The following is a 20,990-nucleotide window of genomic DNA, read 5'->3' on the forward strand; positions in this document are numbered from 1 at the left end:
GGGGCGCTGCTGGCGCGGAACCGGTCGCGGCGGTAGCAGGCTTGGCCGCAGCAGCAGGCTTTTTCACCGCTGGCTTGCGCGGCGCCTTGGCGGCAGGCTTGGCAACGGTTTTCGCGGCGGGCTTGGCGGGTGCCTGGCCGGCAACGGTTTTCGCGGCGGCCGGCTGCGTCGTTGCGCCAGTGGCGGGCTTGGCGGGCTTGGCGGCGGCAGACTTGGCCGGTGCAGCTTTCGCAGCAGTGGCCGGCTTGGCGGCGGTACGGGTCGCAGGCTTGGCAGCCGAAGACTTGGCCGCTCCCGGTTTGGCCGCCTCGCGCGTGGCGGCAGGCTTGGCGGCAGCGCGAGCAGCAACCGGCTTGGCGCCGGTGGTGGTGCTGGCGGCTTTTGCCGCAGCTGCGCGCGGCGCAGGCTTGGCCGGCGTCTTGGCGGCGACGGGCTTGGCCGCTGCCGAGGCTTTGGCCGCAGGCTTGGCAACACGCTTGGCGGTCGAAGCTTTGGCAGCAGGTGCCTTGGAGGTTGCAGCTGGGGTAGTCGAGGTTTTGCCAGCGGCTGGGGCCTTGGCTTTCGCAGCACGCGAATCCAGCGCCTTGCCGGCGGCTTCCTGCACCCGACCGACACCGGCCGCCAATTTCAGGCTTTCCTGGGCATCACGCTTGAGTTGCACGATGTAGGCGCGGGTTTCGGCTTGACGGTCCTTCAGGCTGTCGAGCAGTTCTTCCAGTTCGCCGATAGCCGACTTGGCCTTGGCCTGGGCCTTGTTCTTTCCAGCGCTGGCAGCGTCTTGCAGCTTGGTACGCGATTTGTGCAGCTTTTGTTGAGCCTTGCCCCGTTGTTTTTCCAACTTGGCGAGCAACTTTTCTGCATCAGCCAGTGCTTGGGAACAGGCACTTTCCAAATGTTCGAGCAGGCTGCCCGAGAGCTGTTGGAGCAAGTGCAACGGCGTGTTTACTGGCTTCTTGGTAGCCGACATGTGTTACCTCCTGGCTGATTGATTGCGGCTCATACTAGACCTCTGCCAGCACCGCCGCTAGGGCATGTTGACAGCCTGCGCGCCGCCCTGTTGCATGCCTGGGCAAATGTTGTTATTCGGAAACAGCGGTTCAAGTGTAGAACCGCTTTTGCGCAGTTGCCTTGGTGCGCTGCTACCCACGGCATCCAGCGCTGGCCTCCTGATCGCCAACCGCTGTGCCTAGAAGTCACGGAGCCCTGCGATGTCGCGCCAACTGTTGTTGTCACTGTGCCTGGCTGTGCCGGCGATCCATGCCGCCCCTACCCCGCCCGCCGACCCCGCTCACGACCTGGCCTACAGCATCGGTGCCAGCCTGGGCGAGCGGCTGCGGCAGGACGCTCCGGGCTTGCAGCTCGACGCGCTGGTGGAGGGCTTGAGGCAGGCTTATGAGGATCAACCGCTGGCACTCAGCGAACAGCGCATCGGGCAGATTCTGGCTGATTACGAAGCTCAGGCCACCCCCGCGACGCCCGCCTCCGAAGTGGACGGCAAGCTCGCGGCCGAGCGTCGTTTCATGGCCAACGAGCGAGCCCGTGCCGGGGTCAGGGAAGTGGCTGAAGGCGTGCTGGCAACTGAACTGCAGGCCGGCACTGGGCAGCGGCCCACAGCGGATGGCCGGGTGCAGGTGCGCTACACCGGACGGCTACCGGACGGGACGGTGTTCGATCAGAGTGCACAGCCGCAATGGTTTCGTTTGGGCAGCGTGATCGAGGGCTGGCGCGATGCGCTGCAGCAGATGCCAGTGGGGGCGAAATGGCGAGTGGTGATTGCCTCGGACAAGGCGTATGGCGCCGAGGGCGCAGGTGATCTGATAGCGCCGTATACGCCGCTGGTGTTCGAGATTGAACTGGTTGGGATTGGGGGGTGATACCGGGGGCAGGACTTGTGCTGGATGTTCCCTGACCCCAACCCTCCCGGGCGTTGTGTCGCCCTGGGAGAGGGTTGGGGTGAGGGACCGTTTACCACCAGAACCGAGGTCCGAATCAGACCTGAGCTTCAGCCTCTTCCTTGTGCGCCGTATGCAGCACTTCGATCAGGCAGTCTTCCAGCTCGAAACGCTCGTGCAACAGGCGGCCCAGTTCCTCGCGCTTTTGCAGGATCACCGCGGCGTCAGAGCAGTCGCCCTTGTCGCAGTAATCATTGAAGTCCAGGGCTTTCTGGGTGATCTCGTCGATCCGTGGCCAGATCGTCTCGGCCAGTTCCAGTCCGCGCGTGTCATTGAATGCCTTGGCTTCGTTGGTCAGCTGTTCGTAGATCTCGAAATGCCCGGCCGACGTGTAGTCGACCAGCACGCCGCAGAATGTCTGCAAGGTCTTGCGATTCTTGACCAATGCCTCGGGCGTATCGCCCAGGGCATCGAATGCCTTGATCAGCTCATTGCGTTCCTGCAACCAACGATCAATCAGCAGGTGAACTCCGCCCCAACGTTCCTGGGCATTCTGGCAACTTTCCAACATGATGAGTGCTTCCCTTGTGGGTCATGCCCGGCTTCCCATTCCAATGCGACGTGGAGCGGGGCTTGGACCAATCCGGCAGCGTTGCCGACGGATTTCGATAATGCGTGCAAGGGAGATTATGCCCGTGCGCCGATGGCTTCAAGGTACGCATCAGACAAAGTTCATACAAGTGTTTAATCACGACGATCGCGACATTACCCCCGATTTTGTTCACTCACGCCGATGTCGGCACTGCCCGGATGCGCTCAACGACGGCGCTCGAACAGCTGACTCAGGGCGAACAGCGCCAGTCCGGCGAACGCCAGCAGGCTCCATTCGGGCAAGCTCAAACCGAATAGTGTCCAATTGATACGGGCGCACTCGGGCGTGCCGAGCAACAACGCGTGCCACAGTTCGCTAGGCGACCAGATCTGCATCATGTAGTGCAGACCCGGATGGCAACCCTGGGAGGGGATCGGCGCTTGCGATTGCAGCCAGATCTGTCGCGTCGCCGACAGGCCGCCGGCAATCGCCGTGGTCAGCACCAACGCTGAATAGATTCGCCAGCCGATGCGGCCGGGCGAGTGCGCCGCCACCACCAGCGCTACCAGCGCTATGGCGCCCAGCAGCACCCGTTGCGTGATGCACAGCGAGCAGGGCTCCAGCCCCACCTGGAACTCCAGATAGAACGCCGCTCCCAGTACCGCCAGACACGCCAGCGAGATCAGCAGGTAGAGGGAGCGGGAGCGGGCCAGAAGCATGGTGGTTCCAGAAAAACAGCGAGGTCAGGCCGCCACGGTAGTGAAACTCGTGATGGCTTTCAAGAACCCCGCACGAGTGCCGGCAACGGTGCCGCGAGCAGACGTTCGTCCAGCAGACCCAAACCTTCCTGGAACAGCAGATTACTGCGTTCGGTATCACCCAGCTGCGCCAGCAGGCGCGCCAGTTCGGCGCAGGTTTCCGGGCTTCGCTGAAAGCGCAGACTGGTTTCCAGGTAATCACGGGCCTTGCCCCACAGACGATTCTGCAAGCACAGCCGGCCCAGGGTCAGCAACAGGCCGGGGTCTTCGGGGTGCTGCTTGAGCCAGCCTTCTGCGGTCTGCAACTGACGCGCCGGATCGCTGCCATTGACCAGTCCGTACAGGCGCGCCAGGTGGGTATCGTACTGACGCTTCTGCGCCGTACGCAGCACCTCCTCGGCGGCCGCATGCGCGCCCAGCTGACGCAACTGCTCGGCATAGGCCAGTACCAGCGCGGCCTCCTGACGCTGCGCCGAACTGAGCTGCTGCCAGGCGCGCTCGAGCGCGGCCAGGCCCTGCTCGCTCGAACCTGCGGGGTCGCTTTCGGCATGCGCAGCCAGGCTAAGGTTCTCGCCCCAGGCGCGGCGTTCCAGTTCCGCCAGCTCGGCCGCCGGCAGGGCCTTGTCCTTTCGCAACTGAGGCAGCAGGCGCACCACTGCCGACCAATCGCCCCGCTGCTGGTGGGCCCGCTGCAACTGGCGCAACACCTGGACATTGTGCGGATGGCGTTCGTGCATCACTTCCAGCGTTTGCAACGCACCGTCGCTGTCGCCTCGGTCCATCTGCAACTGCGCGTGGCTCAAGGCAATGGCAAGTTCGGCATTGGGCTGGCGTTCAAGGGCGCGTTCGAGCAACTGATCGCACGCTTCGTAGTGACCCAATTCATTCGCGGCGCGGGCGGCGCCTAGGTAGTACAGCAGCGGCTGACGCTCATGCTCGGCGGCGCGTTGCAGGTGTTTCTGCGCACTGGCCCAACGACCTTCGGCCAGATCCAACTGGCCCTGCTCGATGGCCGCCTGCACTCTTCGGCTGCGGTTACGGCGCGACCACGGGTTCACCACGCGACCGGACGTGGCGAGCACACTGACCAACAGGTAGACCACGAACACCAGCAGCGCCAGAACCAGCAGCGCCAGCAACGTCGACCACAGACCGGACTCGTAGCGGAACACGTGGGGATAGTCGATCAGCACATAGCCTGGATGTTTGGCCACGGCCACCCCCAGCCCGACCATCGCGGCGATCACCAGAAACAGGATCACGTAGAACCGTTTCATGGTGTGCTCTCCCCAGCACCCGGCTGTTGCGCAGGCGTGCTCTGCAAGCCCTCGACCGGGGTGTGGCGACGTTGCAGGTAGGCCTGCACGGCGTCGAGGCTGGCGTCCAGGTCAGGCGTAGTCACCGAGACGGGCTGGGCCTTGAGGCGGGTGATCTGCTCGATCATGCCGTGGCTTTGTACGTTGTCCTGGTTGAAACCTGCCAGCAGGATACTGCGGGCATCGTCAAGCGCCTGGGTGTAGACCTTGCCCTGGCCGTTGAGCGCAGCCCATTGCGCCTGCTCCAGAGCGAGGCTGAGGGCCAGACGCACCTGGTTCAGTCCTTGGCCAGCGAGCAATGGGCGAATGTTGTCATCAGGATTGAAGTCGACGCGAAAGAAGCTGGAGATCTTTGCCCACCACTCACGCCAGCGGCTTTGCGTATCGCTGGCTGCCGCTCGCACGGCCGTGCCCGAGGTCTCGAACTCGGGCGCCAGGGCGGTGAGCTGTACGGTCTGCTCACGCAGCGCCGCCAGTTGCAGAAACAGCCCGGTGCGGTCCGGCTGTGCGGTGCCTTCGAGAGAAGCGAGGCTGCGGGTCAATTGTTCGCGGGCGGCGAAAGCCTGCGGATCGTCCTGCTCACGCAGGATTTCATCGGCGCCTTGAACCAGCGCCTTGGCGCTGGTGACATCCTGCAAGGCCGACAGCCGCAGGCTGGCCAGGCGCAGCAGATGCTCGGCTTCGGCCAGACGCCAGTCCTTGCGGCTGGCACCCAGTACCGTCTCCAGGCGCTGACTCAGGCGCTGTTGATCGCCCTGCAACTGCGCGACCAGACGGCGCCGCTCTTCCAGCTCGTTGGCATCGGGCAACTGAGCCAGGTCAGCGCTGAGCTGACGCTCGTTGTTTTCCAGGGTCATGGCCTGAGTGGACAGGCCTTCGAGGACTCGGGACTGTTGCTGATGGCCAGCGGTCAACGTGCGTACCTGCCAGACGCCCCAGCCGGCAGCAGCCAGGCCCGCGGCCGCCAACAGCAGGGCAATGATCGCCAGGCCGTTACCGCCACCGCTTTTCTTCGCAGGTGCGCTGGGTGGCTGTTGATACGGCGCTTCAGGCGCGATTTGCGGTTCGTCTTTTGGCAAGGCTGTTTCGCTCACGTGTCCATCCTTTGCATAGGGGTGTGATCACTTCGTTGGCGATCACACCTTACGGTGTGGGTGCGGCGTGCTCGCGCAACGCCGTCAGCAACGCCGCGGCGCTGGCGCCACGGCAATCCACGACATTTCGAGCCCCGGCAGCTCGAGCCATTTCGGCCACACGGGGGCTGGGTACGAACAGCGGCAGGGACCTCAAGGTCGACCACTGCTCACCCGCCAATTCCTGCAAGTGTTGCAAACCCTGCCCACTGCTGACCACCAGCCCGTTCAAGCGTTCCGAGACAATGCGTTCGCACAGCGCGCCGGCAGGGTACTGGGGAAGGCGACGACGGTACACCTGCAGATAGTCGACCGCGACGCCCTGGGCACGCAAGTGCTCGGCCAGGGCCTCGCGACCGCCTTCGCCCCGGATGATCAACACCCTGGGCTCGGGTGTTTGCAGGGCGGCGTGCAATTGAGCCAGATTCAGCAGCGCTTCGCTGTCGTCGGCTGTTTCAGGATAAGTCACGCTCAGCTCGTGCTCTTGCAGGACTGCAGCCGTTGCGGCGCCAACGCTGAACCAGGTGCCCTGGTTCGCCTCGGCAGCCAGTCGTTCGATGGCCAGGCGGGCAGCGGGTTTGCTGACGACAATCACCGCGCTGTAGCGCTGCGCCTGACGCAGCATCGCGAGCTGGCCTGGAGTCAGCGCCAGTGGTTCGATGGCCAGCAATGGCATGCAGCTGCCGTAGAACCGGTGCTCTGCCAAAGTTGCGGCCAACGCCCGACAGTCATCCGCGGGGCGCGTCAGCAGCACACGCCATTGCCTCAAGGATGGCCCGCCTCACCGTAGACCGCGCGCAGGATTTCGTCCGCGCCCTGGCTGAGCAGATCTTCGGCGACCTGCACACCCAACTGCTGGGCATCGGCCAATGGCGCGCGCGCCTGGGCGTTGAGCAAACGAGTCCCGGCAGGATCGCCCACCAGGCCGCGCAGCCAGATGTGTTCATCCTCGAGCACCGCGTAGCAGGCAATCGGTACCTGACAGCCGCCGTTGAGGTGCTTGTTCAAGGCGCGCTCGGCACTGACCCGCAACTCGGTGTCGCGGTGATGCAAGGGACCCAGCAGCGCATGGATTTCACTGTCATCGGTGCGGCATTCGATACCCACTGCACCTTGGCCACCGGCGGGCAGGCTGTCGTCGACGCTGATGGCGGCCGTGATGCGGTCTTCGAAGCCCAGTCGGATGAGCCCAGCGGCCGCCAGGATGATGGCGTGGTATTCGCCCGCATCCAGCTTGGCCAGGCGGGTGTTGACGTTGCCGCGCAGGAAGCGGATCTGCAGGTCCGGACGGCGGGCCAACAACTGGGCCTGGCGACGCAGGCTGGAGGTGCCGACGATGCTGCCTGGCGGCAGGGCTTCAAGGCTTGGGTAGGTATTGGAAACGAAGGCGTCACGCGGGTCTTCGCGCTCGCAGATGCAGTACAGGCCCAGACCTTCGGGGAAGTCCATGGGCACATCCTTCATCGAGTGCACGGCGATGTCAGCCTGGTTTTCCAGCAGCGCGGTTTCCAGTTCCTTGACGAAAAGCCCTTTGCCGCCAATTTTCGACAGAGGCGAGTCGAGCAGTTTATCGCCACGGCTGACCATCGGCACCAGGCTCACCACCAGTCCCGGATGCGCGTGTTCCAGGCGAGTCTTGACGTATTCGGCCTGCCACAGGGCAAGGGCGCTTTTGCGGGTGGCGATGCGGATTTCGCGAGTGGGCATGGATCAATCCGTAGTGAAGAGATACGGGGGATGATACCAGTAGCGGTTGATGGGTGTATCCGGGGTGGCGGACAGAGGTCATCAACCCGCGAAATGGGTGACCACTGATGTCCTCGCCCCCACCCTCTCCCTTGGGGAGAGGGGCCGGCCAATGGTGGCCGCTACAGCTGCTGCATCATCTTGCGCACGCCGGCCACATGCCTGCGGCTGACGATCAGCGCGTCGCCATTGAGCCCCTTGAGGAACAGCTGGAAGTGCCCCAGGGGCGTGCGCTGCAGACGCTCGATGCGTTCGCGGGCCACCAGGGCATTACGGTGAATGCGCACGAAGCGGTCGCCAAACTCGTCTTCCAGGGCCTTGAGCGGCTCATCGAGGAGCACCTCGCCGCCTTCGTGGCGCAAGGTCACGTACTTGTGATCGGCGATGAAGTAGATCACCTGATCCAGCGGAATCAGTTCGATACCCTTGCGGGTACGCGCGCTGATATGGCTGCGCGGGCCAGTACCGGCCTCCGCTGCCGGGCGGGTCAGGGCCGCCAGCTGCACGCGATTGGGTTTTTCCGCCTTCTTCAGGGCCTCTAGCAGGTGCTCGGGTCGCACCGGCTTGACCAGATAGCCCACCGCGCTGACCTGAAAGGCATCCAGCGCGAACTCGTCATGGGCGGTGCAGAACACCACGGCGGGCGGTGCCTCACGTTCGCACAACCGGGCGGCGACCTGCAGGCCGTCGAGGCCCGGCATTCGGATATCGAGCAAGACCACATCGGGCTTCTGGCTGTCGATCATCGACAGCGCCTCCTCGCCATTGCTGGCACCGGGCTCGATCACATGGTAACCCTCGAGTTCGCCGACCAATCGGCTCAGACGCTCGCGGGCCAGGGGTTCGTCATCAACGATCAGGACATTCATATAGCGCTGGATTCCTGCGTGAGTCTCGCACATGGATAACGTAGACAAGTGAAGTGACGACCGTCACGGCGATTCACGCTCAGACTCGCGCGCGGGCCAAAAAGTGCCGCAAGTCGAGCACCAATATTTGCCAACGCCTGCTGAGTACCGCCCGAAATACGCATTGCTGCGGCCTCGTCATAGGGATTGCTGATGGTCAATATGAACTCTCCCCCTTGATAGTCGGCCTCCACGCTGACCACTCCGCCCTCGATCAGTGGGGCGATACCGTGCACCAGCGCATTTTCCAACAACGGTTGTAAGGTTAGCTGCGGGATCGGCAAATCATCAGGAATTGTTTCGACCCTCCAGTCCAACTGTAGACGCTCGCCGAGCCGATATTGCTCAATCGATAAATATCGTTTCGCCAGCGCGAGTTCGTCGCACCACTTCACCAGGCTGTGAGGTTGGGCCAGGCTGGCACGAAACAGGTCCGAGAGGTCCAGCACAGCCTGCTCGGCCTTGTGCGGATCGCTGACCACCAGGCTGGCGATGCTGTTCAGGCTGTTGAACAGAAAATGCGGCCGAATCCGCGCCTGCAACGCCTGGATGCGCGACTGCAACTCGGCCTGTTCCTGGCGGCGCCATTGGCTTTGGAGGTAGAAGTAACGCAGCAGCAGTGCCGACATGATCAGGCTGATCAATGCATGGCGCAGATAGCGATTGACCTCCAGCACGGGCGTTTGCTGCCCGCCCAACTGGTAATAGTCGGCGATTGCGGTGCACGCCAGTGTCAGCGCCACTACCAGCGCGCAGCACAGCCCGCCGGCCATTCCGGGATGCAGCCGCGCCAACCACGGGCGCAGGCTACACAGCATGCTTGCCGACAACAGCACGATCCACTGTACGAACAACGAGGTCAGGGCCAGGCGCATCCAGTTGAACCCGGCCAGCATGGGCTCGGCCAGCACCAATACCAGCACCAGCAACTCGGCCAGCACGATGAGCACCAGCAGCGCCTGGGGCAGGCAAAGTTCAGGCAGGAAGAAGTCGGGCGAGTGGGTGTTCGACGGCTTTCTGAACATGGGGTTTCCTGGTTGTCTTGCGGTGTTCTGGAGGGCCTCATCGCGGGTAGAACCCGCTCCCACAGGGGATCTGCGCTCGGCTGGAGGTCATCTGTGCTCGGCCGGAGATCATCTGGCAGGCGGCGATCCAGTGTGGGAGCGGGTTCTACCCGCGATGAGGCCAGACCGGGCAACACACATGCTCGCTCCAGCATGCGCCCCACAGACCCGTGCCGCATTTGTTATTATTGTGCCAATTTCCCGTTCACGCCTTGCACGAGCGAATTCATGAGCACTGACAAGACCAACCAGTCCTGGGGCGGCCGCTTCAGTGAACCCGTCGACGCCTTCGTCGCCCGCTTCACCGCTTCGGTCAATTTCGACCAGCGCCTTTACCGCCACGACATCATGGGCTCGATCGCCCACGCTACCATGCTGGCCAAGGTCGGCGTGCTCACCGACGCCGAGCGCGACACCATCGTCGACGGCCTGCGCACCATCGAGAAGGAAATCGAAGCGGGCCAGTTCGAATGGCGCGTGGACCTCGAAGACGTGCACATGAACATCGAAGCACGCCTGACCGACCGCATCGGCATCACCGGCAAGAAACTGCACACCGGCCGTAGCCGCAACGACCAGGTGGCCACCGACATCCGCCTCTGGCTGCGCGACGAAATCGATCTGATCCTGGGCGAAATCACCCGCCTGCAGCAGGGTCTGCTGGAACAGGCCGAGCGCGAAGCAAGCACCATCATGCCCGGCTTCACCCACCTGCAGACTGCCCAGCCGGTCACCTTCGGCCACCACCTGCTGGCCTGGTTCGAGATGCTCGGTCGCGACTACGAGCGCCTGGTCGACTGCCGCAAGCGCACCAACCGCATGCCCCTGGGCAGCGCTGCACTGGCCGGCACCACCTACCCGATCGACCGTGAACTGACCTGCGAGTTGCTCGGCTTCGAGGCAGTGAGCGGCAACTCCCTGGACGGCGTTTCGGACCGTGACTTCGCCATCGAATTCTGCGCAGCGGCGAGCCTGGCGATGATGCACCTGTCGCGCTTCTCCGAAGAGCTGGTGCTGTGGACCAGCGCCCAGTTCCAGTTCATCGACCTGCCCGACCGCTTCTGCACCGGCAGCTCGATCATGCCCCAGAAGAAGAACCCTGACGTGCCGGAGCTGGTGCGCGGCAAGAGCGGCCGGGTGTTCGGTGCACTGATGGGCCTGCTGACCTTGATGAAGGGCCAGCCGCTGGCCTACAACAAGGACAACCAGGAAGACAAGGAGCCGCTGTTCGACGCCGCCGATACCCTGCGTGACTCGTTGCGCGCCTTCGCTGACATGATCCCGGCCATCAAGCCCAAGCACGCCATGATGCGCGAAGCGGCGCTGCGCGGTTTCTCCACTGCGACCGACCTGGCTGACTACCTGGTGCGCCGTGGCCTGCCGTTCCGCGATTGCCACGAGATCGTCGGCCACGCGGTGAAGTACGGCGTGGATACCGGCAAGGACCTGGCGGAAATGAGCCTGGAGGAACTGCGCCGGTTCAGCGATCAGATCGAGCAGGACGTGTTCGAAGTGCTGACCCTGGAAGGCTCGGTGAACGCACGCGACCATATCGGCGGTACCGCGCCAGCGCAGGTGAAGGCCGCCGTGATCCGCGGCACGGCGTTGCTGGCCGCTCGCTGAGCGCCTGGCAGGCCTGACCTTATCGCGGGCAGAACCCGCTCCCACAGGGGGGCTCTTCAGAACCCTGAAGACCTCCTGTGGGAGCGGGTTCTACCCGCGATGGCCCACACCGTCATTTTCCGATCCCTACCGAGACTCAATCATGACCGACACCCCCATCGACAACGACGAAGAAGAATTCACCGAAGCCACCCTGATCCAGGCCATCGAGAACCAGATCGAGAGCGACAACCCGCCCGCCGCCAAGGCCACCTTCAACAAGCTGACACTGGTGGGCTACGAGCGCGAGGACATCCTCAACCTGATGGCTCACGTGCTGGCCATCGAGATCGACGCCATTCTCGAAGAGGATCGTGCCTTCGACACCCAGTGGTATGAAACCGCTCTGCGTGCGTTGCCCGAGCTGCCACCGGAAAAAAACTGAGCCTTGCAGGCGCATTCGGCGCCCCCTGACTACACTGGAAAAACCCCGCTGCCCATCACGTCGGGGTCATTACGACCGGCGTCCACCTGGCGCGGTCGTTCATTCCATAAGAAAGTCCGGAGCGCCTATGTCGTCCTATACCCCCGAGCTGGTTGCCGAACTGGAAATCCTTGCCCTGTTCAACCTCGGCAACACCATGGAAGGTTTGAAAATCCACCACACCGCCGCCCCGGCCGCGATTGACGCCGCCACTCGCCTGTACGAGAAAGAATTGATCACCAAAGCCGACGGTGGTTATCTGACCAGCCTGGGCCACGAGGCTGCCGAACATGCGCAGTCACTGCTGACCATTCTCACGGTTGCCGAGCCGGCCTGATCAGTGTGGTATGACAGGGGGATCGTGAGGGGCTTTGCGCGGCTGCATGCCGCTGCTGCAGGAAAGCCCGCCACCTCATGGTCCCTGCCCATTCACCTGATCCCCTCAACCTTCCCCCAAACCCGCCGATAACCCGCTCAACGATCCCCTGCGCCAAGACCCACCGCCGCCCCATGACCCGCACCCAAGAAATTCGCCCCGATCTGGACGAAGGTATCGATCGCAAGGTCCTGGCGCAGCTGCGTGCGCGTTTTCTCAAGCTCAATCAGGCCAGGCTGGCCCGTGCTCATGAAGGGCTGTCGAGCCGTCAGCAGTTGGTGCTGAAGCTGTTGCCGTTGTTCTTTCACGTCAACCACCCTTCCCTGCCCGGCTACGTGTCCAGCGCCACCCCGGCGGGCATCGCCCATTACCAGCCCGACCCTGAAACCTTGGCCGAAGTGCAGCGCCTGACCCGCTCCTTCGCCTACAAGGCTCGCCACGGCAACCCACCACGGCCGATTCAGGGCCTGTTTCTGATGGGCAGTCTGGGCACCCTGGCCCAGGCTGAACAAAGCGACCTGGACGTGTGGGTCTGTCACGCGCCCGATCTCAGTGCCCAAGAACTGGACGAGCTGCGGCGCAAATGCGCCTTGCTGGAGGCCTGGGCCGACACTCAGGGTGCCGAAGCGCATTTCTTTCTGATCGATCCGCAGCGCTTCGTGCGCGGTGAGCGTGACGCCCAGCTTAGTTCGGAAGACTGCGGTACCACCCAGCACTATCTGCTGCTCGACGAGTTCTACCGCACCGCGCTCTGGCTGGCCGGGCGTACGCCGATGTGGTGGCTGGTACCGGTCTACGAAGAAGCCCGCTACGACCAGTACACCGGTACCTTGCTGCACAAGCGCTTCATTCGCGGCGACGACTGCGTCGATCTCGGCCACCTCGCCCATATCCCTGCCGGCGAGTACGTCGGCGCCGGTCTCTGGCAGCTGTACAAAGGCATCGAGTCACCCTACAAATCGGTGCTCAAGCTGCTGCTGACCGAGGTCTACGCCAGCGAGCATCCACAGGTGGAATGCCTGAGCCTGCGCTACAAGCGTGCGGTATTCGCCAACCAGCTGGACCTCGACGAGCTGGACCCGTACATCATGGTCTATCGGCGTATCGAGGAGTACCTGCTGGCGCGCAACGAGCTTCAGCGCCTGGAACTGGTGCGCCGCAGCCTGTACTTGAAGGTGAACAAGCGCCTGACCGGTCTGCCGCGCTTCCGTGCGCTGGGCTGGCAGCGGCAACTGTTGGCCCGACTGGCGGCCCAATGGGGCTGGGATGCCCGGCAGCTGGCGCTGCTCGACAGCCGCAGCCAGTGGAAGGTGCGCCAGGTGCTCAGCGAACGTCGCGATCTGGTCAGCGAGCTGAACCACAGCTACCGCTTCCTCAACCAATTCGCCAAAGGTCAGCAAGGCGGCAGCCTGATCACTCGGCGCGACCTCAACATTCTCGGTCGGCGCCTGTATGCCGCGTTCGAGCGCACGGCTGGCAAGATCGAGTTCATCAACCCGGGGATCGCCTCGGACCTGGCCGAAGACACCGTGACTTTGGTGCAGGCACCCAACCGCCGCGCGCCAGGCAAGTGCCACTGGAGCCTGTACACCGGCAACCTGGGCGTTCAGGAGTGGGAGCATTTTGCGCCACTCAAGCGCTGCCACGAACTGCTCGAGCTGCTTGCCTGGAGCCATCGCAATGGCGTGATCGACAGCAGTACCCGCATCGCTCTGTACCCGGGCACCAGCGACGTGAGCGAATCCGAGCTGTTCAACCTGCTGACCAGTCTTCAGCAAAGCATTGCGTTGCCTCTGCAGCCGGTGGCCGATGAGGTGCTGCTGCGCCCTAGCCGGCCGTGCGAAGTGTTGCTGACGGTGAATGTCGGCATCGATCCGCTCAAGCACCACCGCGATCTGAACATCCACATGACCACCCAGCGCACGGATTCGCTGAGCTATGCCGGGGTTCGCGAGAACCTGGTGCTGACCCTCGATCAAGTCACGCTGAACAGCTGGAACGAGGTGTCGGTGGCTCGGTACGCCGGGGACAACGCCCTGCTCGACTGCATGCTGGCGGTGCTGCGCTCACTGCCGGCCAACGCGCCGGCGCCGCGGTTGCGGGTGCGCTGTTTTTGCCATAACCGCGCCGCCGCCATCGCGCAGCGCGTGGAGGCGCTGCTGCTCGAGGCCCAGCGACTGCTGCAGCTGGGTCTGGGCTATCGCTTCGTGCTGCAGGTGCAGCAGCGTTACCACGTGCTGGAGCTGACTCGCGGGGAGATCAGCCACGCGTCCGCCGACAGTTTGGCCGCGCTGACTGCGGTGCTGAGCCGTGAGCGCAGTCGCTACAGCCCGCTGCAGCTGGACGACTTTGCCCTGCAGGAGCATGAATTGAGCCTGCTGCTGGCGCAGGGGCAGCCTGACTGTGTGCAGGTGTTTTTCCGTCAGCAGGGCGACTGGGCCCAGGTGTACGTGCTCGACGAGTTCAATGCGTTGTGGCAGCGGCGCCTGCCGTTCCACGATGAGCAGAGCCTGCTGCTGCCGTTGCAGCGTTTTCTGGATTCGATCCTGCATCGGCGCGAAGCCTTGCAGCCTGAGCAACCGCCGGTGCAGGTGCTGTATTACCAGATCACGCCTGCCGGGACGGGGCCAGCTCGAAGAGTGCAACCCTGGACGGCGCCGGCCAGTGGGCTGGATCGGGGCTTCTTTGCTGTCCAGGCGATCGTTGGGCATCAGGGCGCAACGTTGTACTGTGATCAGAAGGAGTTTTCGACGCTGGAATACGGTGACCAGCTGTACGCCGCCGTTGCCGCGCACATCATCGGCAGGCGCCACCAGCAACAGCGTTACCGGTGCTATATCACCGATCTGGACCTGGGCCCGACGCAAGCGTCCACTCAGGTCTACCTCCGCCACAAATCCGACCTCGAAGACGCCCTCGCCGCCGCCGTAGCAGCGGCGTAAGCCGCGTCCAAAGCCGCCACGGCCGGCCTGAGGTGCGCGGTGTTGGCTGACGCGGCTTACGCCGCTGCTACAGGATACTCGGCACGGCACCGTCGCGGCGGCACGACCCGCAGGACCGTAGCAGCGGCGTAAGCCGCGTTCAGGGCCACCGCGGTCGGCCCGAGGTGAGCGGTGTGGGCTGACGCGGCTTACGCCGCTGCTACAGGGGGCTTGGCAGGGCGGCGCCGCGGTGGGCATGAGGTGCACGGTGTGGGCTGACGCGGCTTACGCCGCTGTTACGGCTTTGCGGGCGGCGGCTTGGGCGATGATTTCGCGGCGGCGGTCGTCGTCGGCCGAGCGCCACTCGCGGATGTCTTCCACATGGCGGAAGCAGCCCACGCAGACCCGCTCCTCATCGAGCTTGCACAGGCTTACGCAAGGCGATTGCACGGCGCTGCTGACGTTGCTGTAGAGCGGCTTGGGCGGGCGGGGGGCGGGTTGGGTCACGGTCAGATCTCTTCGAAGTCCAGTTCGACGCCGGCCTGCGCCTTGACCGCAGTCTGCAGCACTTCGCCCAACAGCTCATCGGACTTCTCGCAGCGCCACTTGCCCGACTCTTCGTCGTAGTCGAAATGATAGCCACCGGAGCGCGCCGCCAGCCACAGCTGGCGCAGGGGTTCCTGGCGGCTGATGATGAGCTGGCTGCCATTGTCGAATTTGATGGTCATCATGCCGGCGGCGATCTCGATATCGTCGGCATGGTCCTCGAGCAGCTCTTCCAACGCCTGTTGGGTGGCATCGACCAGGTCGTGAAAGCGGGCTTCGGTCAAACTCATTGCTGGAACCTCGAAAAGTGTCTGTGCGCGCTACGGGCGGCAAGATACGAGCAGCGCGCGACGAATGCAAAGAATAACGCACCCATCTGGATCGGTGGTGTGTTTGCTGCCCCCTCGCGGGTACAACCGCTCCCACCATGGATATTCGCCCCAGGGCGCCGCGAACCCTGTGCGAGCAGGTTCTACCCGCGATGAGGGCGCCACCGCCACCCGGCCGCCCCGCATAGCCACCATGCCGGGGGCTGGGTATACTCGGGCGCAATTACTGCTTATACAAAGGATTTCGCCATGAAGCGCCTGATCACGTCCCTGGCCGCGCTTGTCGCCGTTGCCTGCCTGGTTTCCGCCTGTGGTCAAAAGGGCCCGCTGTACCTGCCCGATGACAGCAAATCGCCCGAAGACCAAGCCAAGTCGTCGCAACCGCACAAGCACTACTAAGGGAACACCATGGACGCTTTTCAACGCCGCGACGGTGAGCTGTTCGCCGAAGGCGTAGCGTTGTCGGCCATTGCCCAGCGCTTCGGCACGCCGACCTACGTCTATTCCAGGGCCCATATCGAAGCCCAGTACCGCGCCTACGCCGATGCCCTGCAAGGCACCTCGAGCCTGGTCTGCTTCGCTGTCAAAGCCAACTCCAACCTGGCCGTGCTCAATGTGCTGGCGCGCCTGGGCGCCGGTTTCGACATCGTGTCCGGTGGCGAACTGGAACGGGTTCTGGCCGCAGGTGGCCGCGCCGACCGCGTGGTCTTTTCCGGCGTTGGCAAGACCCGCGCCGACATGCGCCGGGCGCTGGAAGTGGGCGTGCACTGCTTCAACGTCGAGTCCACCGATGAGCTGGAGCGCCTGCAACAGGTGGCCGCCGAGCTGGGCGTTCGCGCCCCGGTGTCGCTACGGGTCAACCCGGACGTCGATGCAGGCACTCACCCGTATATTTCCACGGGCCTGAAAGAGAACAAGTTCGGCATCGATATCGCCGCCGCCGAAGACGTCTACGTGCGCGCTGCCCAGTTGCCGAACCTGGAAGTCGTCGGCGTGGACTGCCACATCGGCTCGCAGCTCACCAGCCTGCCGCCGTTCCTCGATGCCCTGGACCGCCTGCTGGACCTGGTCGATCGACTCGGCGATTGCGGCATCTACCTGCAGCACATCGATCTGGGCGGAGGCCTCGGCGTGCGCTACCGCGACGAACAGCCGCCGCTGGCCGCCGACTACATCCAGGCCGTGCGTCAGCGCCTGGAAGGCCGCGACCTGACCCTGGTATTCGAACCGGGCCGCTTCATCGTTGCCAACGCCGGCGTGCTGCTGACCCAGGTCGAGTACCTCAAGCACACCGAGCACAAGGACTTCGCCATCGTCGACGCTGCCATGAACGACCTGATCCGCCCGGCCCTGTACCAGGCCTGGATGGACGTCAGCCCGGTCAAGCCTCGGGAAGGTGAACCGCGCCCGTACGACATCGTCGGTCCGATCTGCGAAACCGGCGACTTCCTTGCCAAGGATCGTGCCCTGGTGCTGGCCGAGGGCGATCTGCTCGCGGTGCACTCGGCCGGTGCCTATGGTTTCGTCATGAGCTCGAACTACAACACCCGTGGCCGCTGCGCCGAAATCCTGGTCGACGGTGACCAGGCGTTCGAAGTGCGCCGCCGCGAAACCGTGGCCGAGCTGTTCGCTGGCGAAAGCCTGTTGCCGGAGTAACCCCATGCTGCTGCGTTTTACCAAGATGCATGGCCTGGGCAACGACTTCATGGTCCTGGACCTGGTCAGCCAACATGCACACATTCTGCCCAAGCACGCCAAGCAATGGGGTGACCGCAATACCGGTATCGGCTTCGATCAACTGCTGATCGTGGAAGCGCCGAGCAACCCCGAGGTGGACTTTCGCTACCGTATCTTCAATTCCGATGGCTCGGAAGTGGAGCAGTGCGGCAACGGTGCACGCTGCTTTGCCCGCTTCGTGCTGGACAAGCGCCTGACGGCGAAGAAAACCATTCGCGTGGAAACCAAGGGCGGCATCATCACCCTGGACGTGCGCAACGACGGCCAGATCAGCGTCGACATGGGCGCGCCGCGGCTGGTGCCGGCGGACATCCCGTTCCAGGCCGATGCCCAAGCCCTGAGCTATTCGCTGGACGTCGACGGCCGGACCGTGCAACTGGCGGCCGTGTCCATGGGCAACCCCCATGCCGTGCTGCGCGTCGACGACATCAACAATGCGCCGGTGCACGACCTGGGGCCGAAGATCGAGCACCATCCGCGCTTCCCGGCGCGGGTCAACGTCGGTTTCCTGCATGTGGTCGATCGCCAGCGCGCGCAATTGCGCGTGTGGGAACGCGGCGCCGGGGAAACCCAGGCCTGCGGTACCGGCGCCTGCGCCGCGGCGGTGGCGGCCATCAGTCAGGGCTGGATGGATTCGCCCCTGTTGCTCGACCTGCCCGGCGGGCGTCTGTCCATCGAATGGGCCGGGCCCGGCCACTCGGTGATCATGACCGGCCCCGCCGTCAGGGTATTCGAAGGACAGGTTCGTCTATGAGTGAGCACACACAATGACCGATAAGCCTCAAGTACCCGCGCAAGCGCCCGCCTCGGAGGGCCAGGCGCCCGCGCTCGAGGCTGCCGCCATTGCCGACTTTCTCACGGCCAACCCCGGCTTCTTCGAAGAGCACGAGGAGCTGCTGACCACCTTGCGCCTGCCCCACCAGCGCGGCGACACCGTGTCACTGGTGGAGCGGCAGATGAAGCTGCTGCGCGAGCGCAACATCGAGATGCGTCATCGTCTGTCGCAACTGATGGACGTGGCCCGGGACAACGACCGCTTGTTCGAGAAGACCCGCCGCCTGATCCTGTCCCTGCTCGACTCGCCCTCCCTCGAGGATGTGGTGATCACCGTGGAAGACAGCCTGCGCCAGGAATTCCAGGTGCCCTTCGTCAGCCTGATCCTGTTCAGCGACATCCCCGCGCCCGTGGGCCGCAGCGTCACGCTGGCCGAGGCTCAGCAGGCCATCGGTGGGCTGCTCTCGGCGGGCAAGTCGGTCAGCGGCGCCCTGCGCGAGCACGAGCTGGCGTTCCTGTTCGGTGCCGACCAGGCGTCTGAGGTCGGTTCCACCGCGCTGGTGCCGTTGGATCACCACGGCCTGCAAGGCGTACTGGCCATCGGCAGCCGCGACCCGCAACATTACAAGAGCACGGTGGGCACCTTGTTCCTCAACTACATCGCCGAAGTGCTGGGGCGTGTGCTGCCCCGTTTCACCAGTGCCCTGCGCTCGGTACGCTGAGCATGCGCGAGCGCCTGGAGGCCTACTGCACGCACCTGCGCAGTGAGCGTCAGGTGTCTGCCCACACCCTGGACGCCTATCGCCGGGACTTGCTCAAGGTGGTGGGGTTCTGCGAGAAGGAACAGCTGGCCAGCTGGGACGCGCTGACCATCCAGCAGCTGCGGCGGCTGGTGGCACGCCTGCATCAGCAAGGCCAGTCGTCGCGCAGCCTCGCGCGCCTGCTCTCGGCGGTCCGCGGCCTTTACCGCTATCTGAACCGTGAAGGCATCTGCAGCCATGACCCGGCCAACGGCCTGGCCGCACCCAAAGGCGAGCGACGCTTGCCCAAGACCCTGGACACCGACCGTGCCCTGCAGCTACTCGAAGGTGCGGTGGAAGACGACTTTCTGGCCCATCGCGATCAGGCGATTCTGGAACTGTTCTACTCCTCGGGCCTGCGCCTGTCCGAGCTGACCAGCCTGAACCTGGAACAACTGGACCTGGCCGACGGCCTGGTCCAGGTACACGGCAAGGGCAGCAAGACCCGCGTCTTGCCGGTGGGCCGCAAGGCCCGTGCCGCGCTGGAGCAATGGCTGGCCCTGCGCGGCATGAGCAACCCGATCGATGACGCTGTGTTCGTCAGCCAGCAGGGCCGGCGCCTCGGGCCGCGGGCGATTCAGGTCAGGGTCAAGGCCGCCGGTGAACGGGAGCTGGGGCAGAACCTGCACCCGCACATGCTGCGGCACTCGTTCGCCAGCCATCTGCTGGAGTCTTCCCAGGACCTGCGCGCGGTGCAGGAGATGCTCGGCCACGCCGATATCGCCACCACGCAGATCTACACCCATCTGGATTTCCAGCACCTGGCCAGTGTCTATGACAGTGCCCATCCACGGGCCAAACGCAAAGGCGGCGACTCATGAGCATCAAGCTGATCACCTTCGACCTCGACGACACCCTGTGGGACACCGGGCCAGTGATCGTCAGCGCCGAGGCCATCCTGCGCGACTGGCTGAGCGAGCATGCACCACGGTTGGGGGCGGTGCCGGTGGAGCACCTGTTCGAGATCCGCAAACGTCTGGTCGAGGCCGAGCCGCAGCTCAAGCACCGCATCAGCGCACTGCGCCGACGGGTGCTGTTTCATGCCTTGCAGGACGCCGGTTATGCCGAGACCGAGGCCGGGGCTCTGGCGGACGAGGGCTTTGAAGCGTTCTTGCATGCTCGCCATCAGATCGAAATATTCCCCGAGGTGCAGCCCGCCCTGGAACTGCTCCGCCAGCACTACACCCTGGGCGTGGTCACCAATGGCAACGCCGATGTGCGCCGGCTGGGTCTGGCGGATTTCTTCCGCTTTGCGCTGTGCGCCGAAGACCTGGGCGTGGGCAAGCCCGATCCGCGGCCGTTCCAGGAAGCCATGCGCCTGGGCGAGGCCACGCCTTCGAACTCGGTGCACATCGGCGACCATCCAGGGGACGACATCGCCGGGGCCCAACGCGCCGGGATGCGAGCCATTTGGTACAACCCTCAGGGCAAGGCCTGGGCTGCTGATGGCCGGCCGGATGCGGAGGTGGGAAGCTTGGTGGAGGTGGCTGACGTGGTGCGCGGGTGGGGTTGAGGATGGGCTTTGAAGGCTCGAGGCGTTGATGGGTCCCCCCATCCCCAGACACCCACCCACAAAAAAGCCCGCAGCGACCGCGGGCTTTTTTTCATGCAGCATCAAACATCCTCAGCCTCAGATAGGCCGGCTGCCGTACTTGTTGTCCGGCTTCTTGGGCGGATCGGCCACCACATTGGGCTCCACTTCCTGCACCTTGCCACCGCGCGCCAGGAATTCTTCCATGGCCCGGGCGAGCGCATCGCGCTCCTTGTTCTTGGCTTCGATACTCGGCAGCTCGTCTACCGACACTGCGGCCTTGGCCTTGCCCTTGGCAGCCGGCGCCGGCGTATCGCCACCGTCGTCTTCAGCCACGTCTTCGGCTGCGGCCTCGAGGGTTTCCTCGGTATCGTCTTCGTCGCCTACTTCGAGGTCGTCGTTTTCCAGATCATCGTCGCTCATGTTCTACCTCATGACTTGCGAAAGCAGATTATTTATAGCCCAGCTTTACCTTCTGTCG

Annotated in this window: 23 protein-coding genes; 11 read left to right on the top strand and 12 right to left on the bottom strand. The window is 64.2% G+C overall.

The window, feature by feature from the left end; translation table 11 throughout:
* The coding region (locus B3397_RS03075) for an AlgP family protein (protein ID WP_296247204.1) at positions 1–967 on the bottom strand (967 nt) is incomplete at its 3' end.
* A 241-nt stretch (positions 968–1,208) separates the two neighbouring features.
* Between B3397_RS03075 and B3397_RS03080 the strand changes: the two genes are divergently transcribed.
* Positions 1,209–1,874, top strand: coding sequence for an FKBP-type peptidyl-prolyl cis-trans isomerase (locus tag B3397_RS03080; protein ID WP_296247206.1), 666 nt, complete (start codon positions 1,209–1,211; stop codon positions 1,872–1,874).
* Positions 1,875–1,989: 115 nt separating this feature from the next.
* Here the strand turns inward: B3397_RS03080 and rsd are convergent, their stop codons facing one another.
* From rsd to B3397_RS03120, 8 genes are all read right to left on the bottom strand, one after another.
* Positions 1,990–2,463 (bottom strand): sigma D regulator, encoded by a 474-nt coding sequence (gene rsd, locus B3397_RS03085; RefSeq protein WP_296247208.1) that lies wholly within the window; start codon positions 2,461–2,463, stop codon positions 1,990–1,992.
* A 245-nt stretch (positions 2,464–2,708) separates the two neighbouring features.
* Positions 2,709–3,203, bottom strand: coding sequence for a disulfide bond formation protein B (locus B3397_RS03090; protein ID WP_296247209.1), 495 nt, complete (start codon positions 3,201–3,203; stop codon positions 2,709–2,711).
* Between the two features lie 59 nt (positions 3,204–3,262).
* Positions 3,263–4,519: a heme biosynthesis HemY N-terminal domain-containing protein gene (locus B3397_RS03095; RefSeq protein WP_296247211.1), complete on the bottom strand. Its 1,257-nt coding sequence runs from the start codon at positions 4,517–4,519 to the stop codon at positions 3,263–3,265.
* Positions 4,516–5,652 (bottom strand): uroporphyrinogen-III C-methyltransferase, encoded by a 1,137-nt coding sequence (locus tag B3397_RS03100; protein ID WP_296247213.1) that lies wholly within the window; start codon positions 5,650–5,652, stop codon positions 4,516–4,518. The genes B3397_RS03095 and B3397_RS03100 overlap by 4 nt, the downstream gene beginning before the upstream one ends.
* A 49-nt stretch (positions 5,653–5,701) precedes the next feature.
* Positions 5,702–6,460 (bottom strand): uroporphyrinogen-III synthase, encoded by a 759-nt coding sequence (locus B3397_RS03105; RefSeq protein ID WP_296247216.1) that lies wholly within the window; start codon positions 6,458–6,460, stop codon positions 5,702–5,704.
* Positions 6,457–7,398 carry a hydroxymethylbilane synthase gene (gene hemC, locus B3397_RS03110; protein WP_296247218.1) on the bottom strand — a complete coding sequence of 314 codons (942 nt, stop codon included), beginning with the start codon at positions 7,396–7,398 and terminating at the stop codon, positions 6,457–6,459. The genes B3397_RS03105 and hemC overlap by 4 nt, the downstream gene beginning before the upstream one ends.
* A gap of 161 nt (positions 7,399–7,559) precedes the next feature.
* Positions 7,560–8,306 carry a LytR/AlgR family response regulator transcription factor gene (locus B3397_RS03115; RefSeq protein ID WP_296247221.1) on the bottom strand — a complete coding sequence of 249 codons (747 nt, stop codon included), beginning with the start codon at positions 8,304–8,306 and terminating at the stop codon, positions 7,560–7,562.
* Entirely contained in the window at positions 8,303–9,370 is a 1,068-nt protein-coding gene (locus B3397_RS03120) for a sensor histidine kinase (protein ID WP_296247223.1), read from the bottom strand. Before B3397_RS03120 ends, B3397_RS03115 begins: the two co-directional genes overlap by 4 nt.
* A gap of 267 nt (positions 9,371–9,637) precedes the next feature.
* On the opposite strand from B3397_RS03120, the gene argH reads away from it, so the two are divergent.
* The 4 genes from argH to B3397_RS03140 all read left to right on the top strand — a co-directional run bounded on the left by argH (position 9,638) and on the right by B3397_RS03140 (position 14,813).
* Positions 9,638–11,032 (top strand): argininosuccinate lyase, encoded by a 1,395-nt coding sequence (gene argH, locus B3397_RS03125; protein ID WP_296247225.1) that lies wholly within the window; start codon positions 9,638–9,640, stop codon positions 11,030–11,032.
* A gap of 142 nt (positions 11,033–11,174) precedes the next feature.
* On the top strand, positions 11,175–11,456 hold the full coding sequence (locus tag B3397_RS03130) for a hypothetical protein (protein WP_296247226.1): 282 nt from the start codon (positions 11,175–11,177) through the stop codon (positions 11,454–11,456).
* A gap of 127 nt (positions 11,457–11,583) precedes the next feature.
* A complete protein-coding gene (locus B3397_RS03135) occupies positions 11,584–11,832 on the top strand; it encodes a TIGR02647 family protein (RefSeq protein ID WP_296247228.1) in 249 nt (82 codons plus the stop codon).
* A 173-nt stretch (positions 11,833–12,005) separates the two neighbouring features.
* A complete protein-coding gene (locus B3397_RS03140; protein ID WP_296247230.1) occupies positions 12,006–14,813 on the top strand; it encodes a class I adenylate cyclase in 2,808 nt (935 codons plus the stop codon).
* 264 nt (positions 14,814–15,077) lie between these two features.
* Here B3397_RS03140 and B3397_RS03145 read toward each other — a convergent pair whose 3' ends face one another.
* Both B3397_RS03145 and cyaY read right to left on the bottom strand, forming a co-directional pair.
* Positions 15,078–15,299 carry a DUF1289 domain-containing protein gene (locus B3397_RS03145; RefSeq protein WP_296247232.1) on the bottom strand — a complete coding sequence of 74 codons (222 nt, stop codon included), beginning with the start codon at positions 15,297–15,299 and terminating at the stop codon, positions 15,078–15,080.
* Between the two features lie 2 nt (positions 15,300–15,301).
* Positions 15,302–15,628 (bottom strand): iron donor protein CyaY, encoded by a 327-nt coding sequence (gene cyaY / locus B3397_RS03150; RefSeq protein ID WP_296247234.1) that lies wholly within the window; start codon positions 15,626–15,628, stop codon positions 15,302–15,304.
* 288 nt (positions 15,629–15,916) lie between these two features.
* Between cyaY and lptM the strand changes: the two genes are divergently transcribed.
* Genes lptM through B3397_RS03180 form a run of 6 tightly spaced genes read left to right on the top strand, consistent with a single transcriptional unit; the run spans position 15,917 to position 20,491 of the window.
* Positions 15,917–16,066, top strand: coding sequence for an LPS translocon maturation chaperone LptM (gene lptM / locus B3397_RS03155; protein ID WP_296247236.1), 150 nt, complete (start codon positions 15,917–15,919; stop codon positions 16,064–16,066).
* A 9-nt stretch (positions 16,067–16,075) separates the two neighbouring features.
* Positions 16,076–17,323 carry a diaminopimelate decarboxylase gene (gene lysA, locus B3397_RS03160; protein WP_296247238.1) on the top strand — a complete coding sequence of 416 codons (1,248 nt, stop codon included), beginning with the start codon at positions 16,076–16,078 and terminating at the stop codon, positions 17,321–17,323.
* A 4-nt stretch (positions 17,324–17,327) separates the two neighbouring features.
* Positions 17,328–18,158 (top strand): diaminopimelate epimerase, encoded by an 831-nt coding sequence (gene dapF / locus B3397_RS03165; RefSeq protein WP_296247241.1) that lies wholly within the window; start codon positions 17,328–17,330, stop codon positions 18,156–18,158.
* Between the two features lie 13 nt (positions 18,159–18,171).
* Positions 18,172–18,900, top strand: a complete 729-nt coding sequence (locus B3397_RS03170; RefSeq protein WP_296247243.1) for a DUF484 family protein — start codon at positions 18,172–18,174, stop codon at positions 18,898–18,900.
* A gap of 2 nt (positions 18,901–18,902) precedes the next feature.
* The gene (gene xerC, locus B3397_RS03175; RefSeq protein ID WP_296247244.1) at positions 18,903–19,799 is read left to right on the top strand and encodes a tyrosine recombinase XerC; all 897 of its coding nucleotides are present in this window, start codon (positions 18,903–18,905) and stop codon (positions 19,797–19,799) included.
* Entirely contained in the window at positions 19,796–20,491 is a 696-nt protein-coding gene (locus B3397_RS03180; protein WP_296247245.1) for an HAD family hydrolase, read from the top strand. Before xerC ends, B3397_RS03180 begins: the two co-directional genes overlap by 4 nt.
* A gap of 117 nt (positions 20,492–20,608) precedes the next feature.
* On the opposite strand, the gene sutA is transcribed toward B3397_RS03180, so the two are convergent.
* On the bottom strand, positions 20,609–20,932 hold the full coding sequence (gene sutA, locus B3397_RS03185) for a transcriptional regulator SutA (protein WP_296247246.1): 324 nt from the start codon (positions 20,930–20,932) through the stop codon (positions 20,609–20,611).
* Between the last annotated feature and the right edge of the window lie 58 nt (positions 20,933–20,990).

This window comes from Pseudomonas sp. UBA4194, assembly GCF_002379585.1.
Lineage (GTDB): Bacteria > Pseudomonadota > Gammaproteobacteria > Pseudomonadales > Pseudomonadaceae > Aquipseudomonas.

Bases quoted from the DNA above. Each gene is read 5' to 3' on its own strand.
- lptM (WP_296247236.1), top strand. From the start codon at position 15,917: ATGAAGCGCCTGATCACGTCCCTGGCCGCGCTTGTCGCCGTTGCCTGC.
- rsd (WP_296247208.1), bottom strand. From the start codon at position 2,463: ATGTTGGAAAGTTGCCAGAATGCCCAGGAACGTTGGGGCGGAGTTCAC.
- lysA (WP_296247238.1), top strand. From the start codon at position 16,076: ATGGACGCTTTTCAACGCCGCGACGGTGAGCTGTTCGCCGAAGGCGTA.
- B3397_RS03135 (WP_296247228.1), top strand. From the start codon at position 11,584: ATGTCGTCCTATACCCCCGAGCTGGTTGCCGAACTGGAAATCCTTGCC.
- B3397_RS03115 (WP_296247221.1), bottom strand. From the start codon at position 8,306: ATGAATGTCCTGATCGTTGATGACGAACCCCTGGCCCGCGAGCGTCTG.
- cyaY (WP_296247234.1), bottom strand. From the start codon at position 15,628: ATGAGTTTGACCGAAGCCCGCTTTCACGACCTGGTCGATGCCACCCAA.
- dapF (WP_296247241.1), top strand. From the start codon at position 17,328: ATGCTGCTGCGTTTTACCAAGATGCATGGCCTGGGCAACGACTTCATG.
- xerC (WP_296247244.1), top strand. From the start codon at position 18,903: ATGCGCGAGCGCCTGGAGGCCTACTGCACGCACCTGCGCAGTGAGCGT.
- B3397_RS03095 (WP_296247211.1), bottom strand. From the start codon at position 4,519: ATGAAACGGTTCTACGTGATCCTGTTTCTGGTGATCGCCGCGATGGTC.
- hemC (WP_296247218.1), bottom strand. From the start codon at position 7,398: ATGCCCACTCGCGAAATCCGCATCGCCACCCGCAAAAGCGCCCTTGCC.
- B3397_RS03090 (WP_296247209.1), bottom strand. From the start codon at position 3,203: ATGCTTCTGGCCCGCTCCCGCTCCCTCTACCTGCTGATCTCGCTGGCG.
- B3397_RS03080 (WP_296247206.1), top strand. From the start codon at position 1,209: ATGTCGCGCCAACTGTTGTTGTCACTGTGCCTGGCTGTGCCGGCGATC.
- B3397_RS03120 (WP_296247223.1), bottom strand. From the start codon at position 9,370: ATGTTCAGAAAGCCGTCGAACACCCACTCGCCCGACTTCTTCCTGCCT.
- B3397_RS03130 (WP_296247226.1), top strand. From the start codon at position 11,175: ATGACCGACACCCCCATCGACAACGACGAAGAAGAATTCACCGAAGCC.
- sutA (WP_296247246.1), bottom strand. From the start codon at position 20,932: ATGAGCGACGATGATCTGGAAAACGACGACCTCGAAGTAGGCGACGAA.
- argH (WP_296247225.1), top strand. From the start codon at position 9,638: ATGAGCACTGACAAGACCAACCAGTCCTGGGGCGGCCGCTTCAGTGAA.
- B3397_RS03140 (WP_296247230.1), top strand. From the start codon at position 12,006: ATGACCCGCACCCAAGAAATTCGCCCCGATCTGGACGAAGGTATCGAT.
- B3397_RS03180 (WP_296247245.1), top strand. From the start codon at position 19,796: ATGAGCATCAAGCTGATCACCTTCGACCTCGACGACACCCTGTGGGAC.
- B3397_RS03170 (WP_296247243.1), top strand. From the start codon at position 18,172: ATGACCGATAAGCCTCAAGTACCCGCGCAAGCGCCCGCCTCGGAGGGC.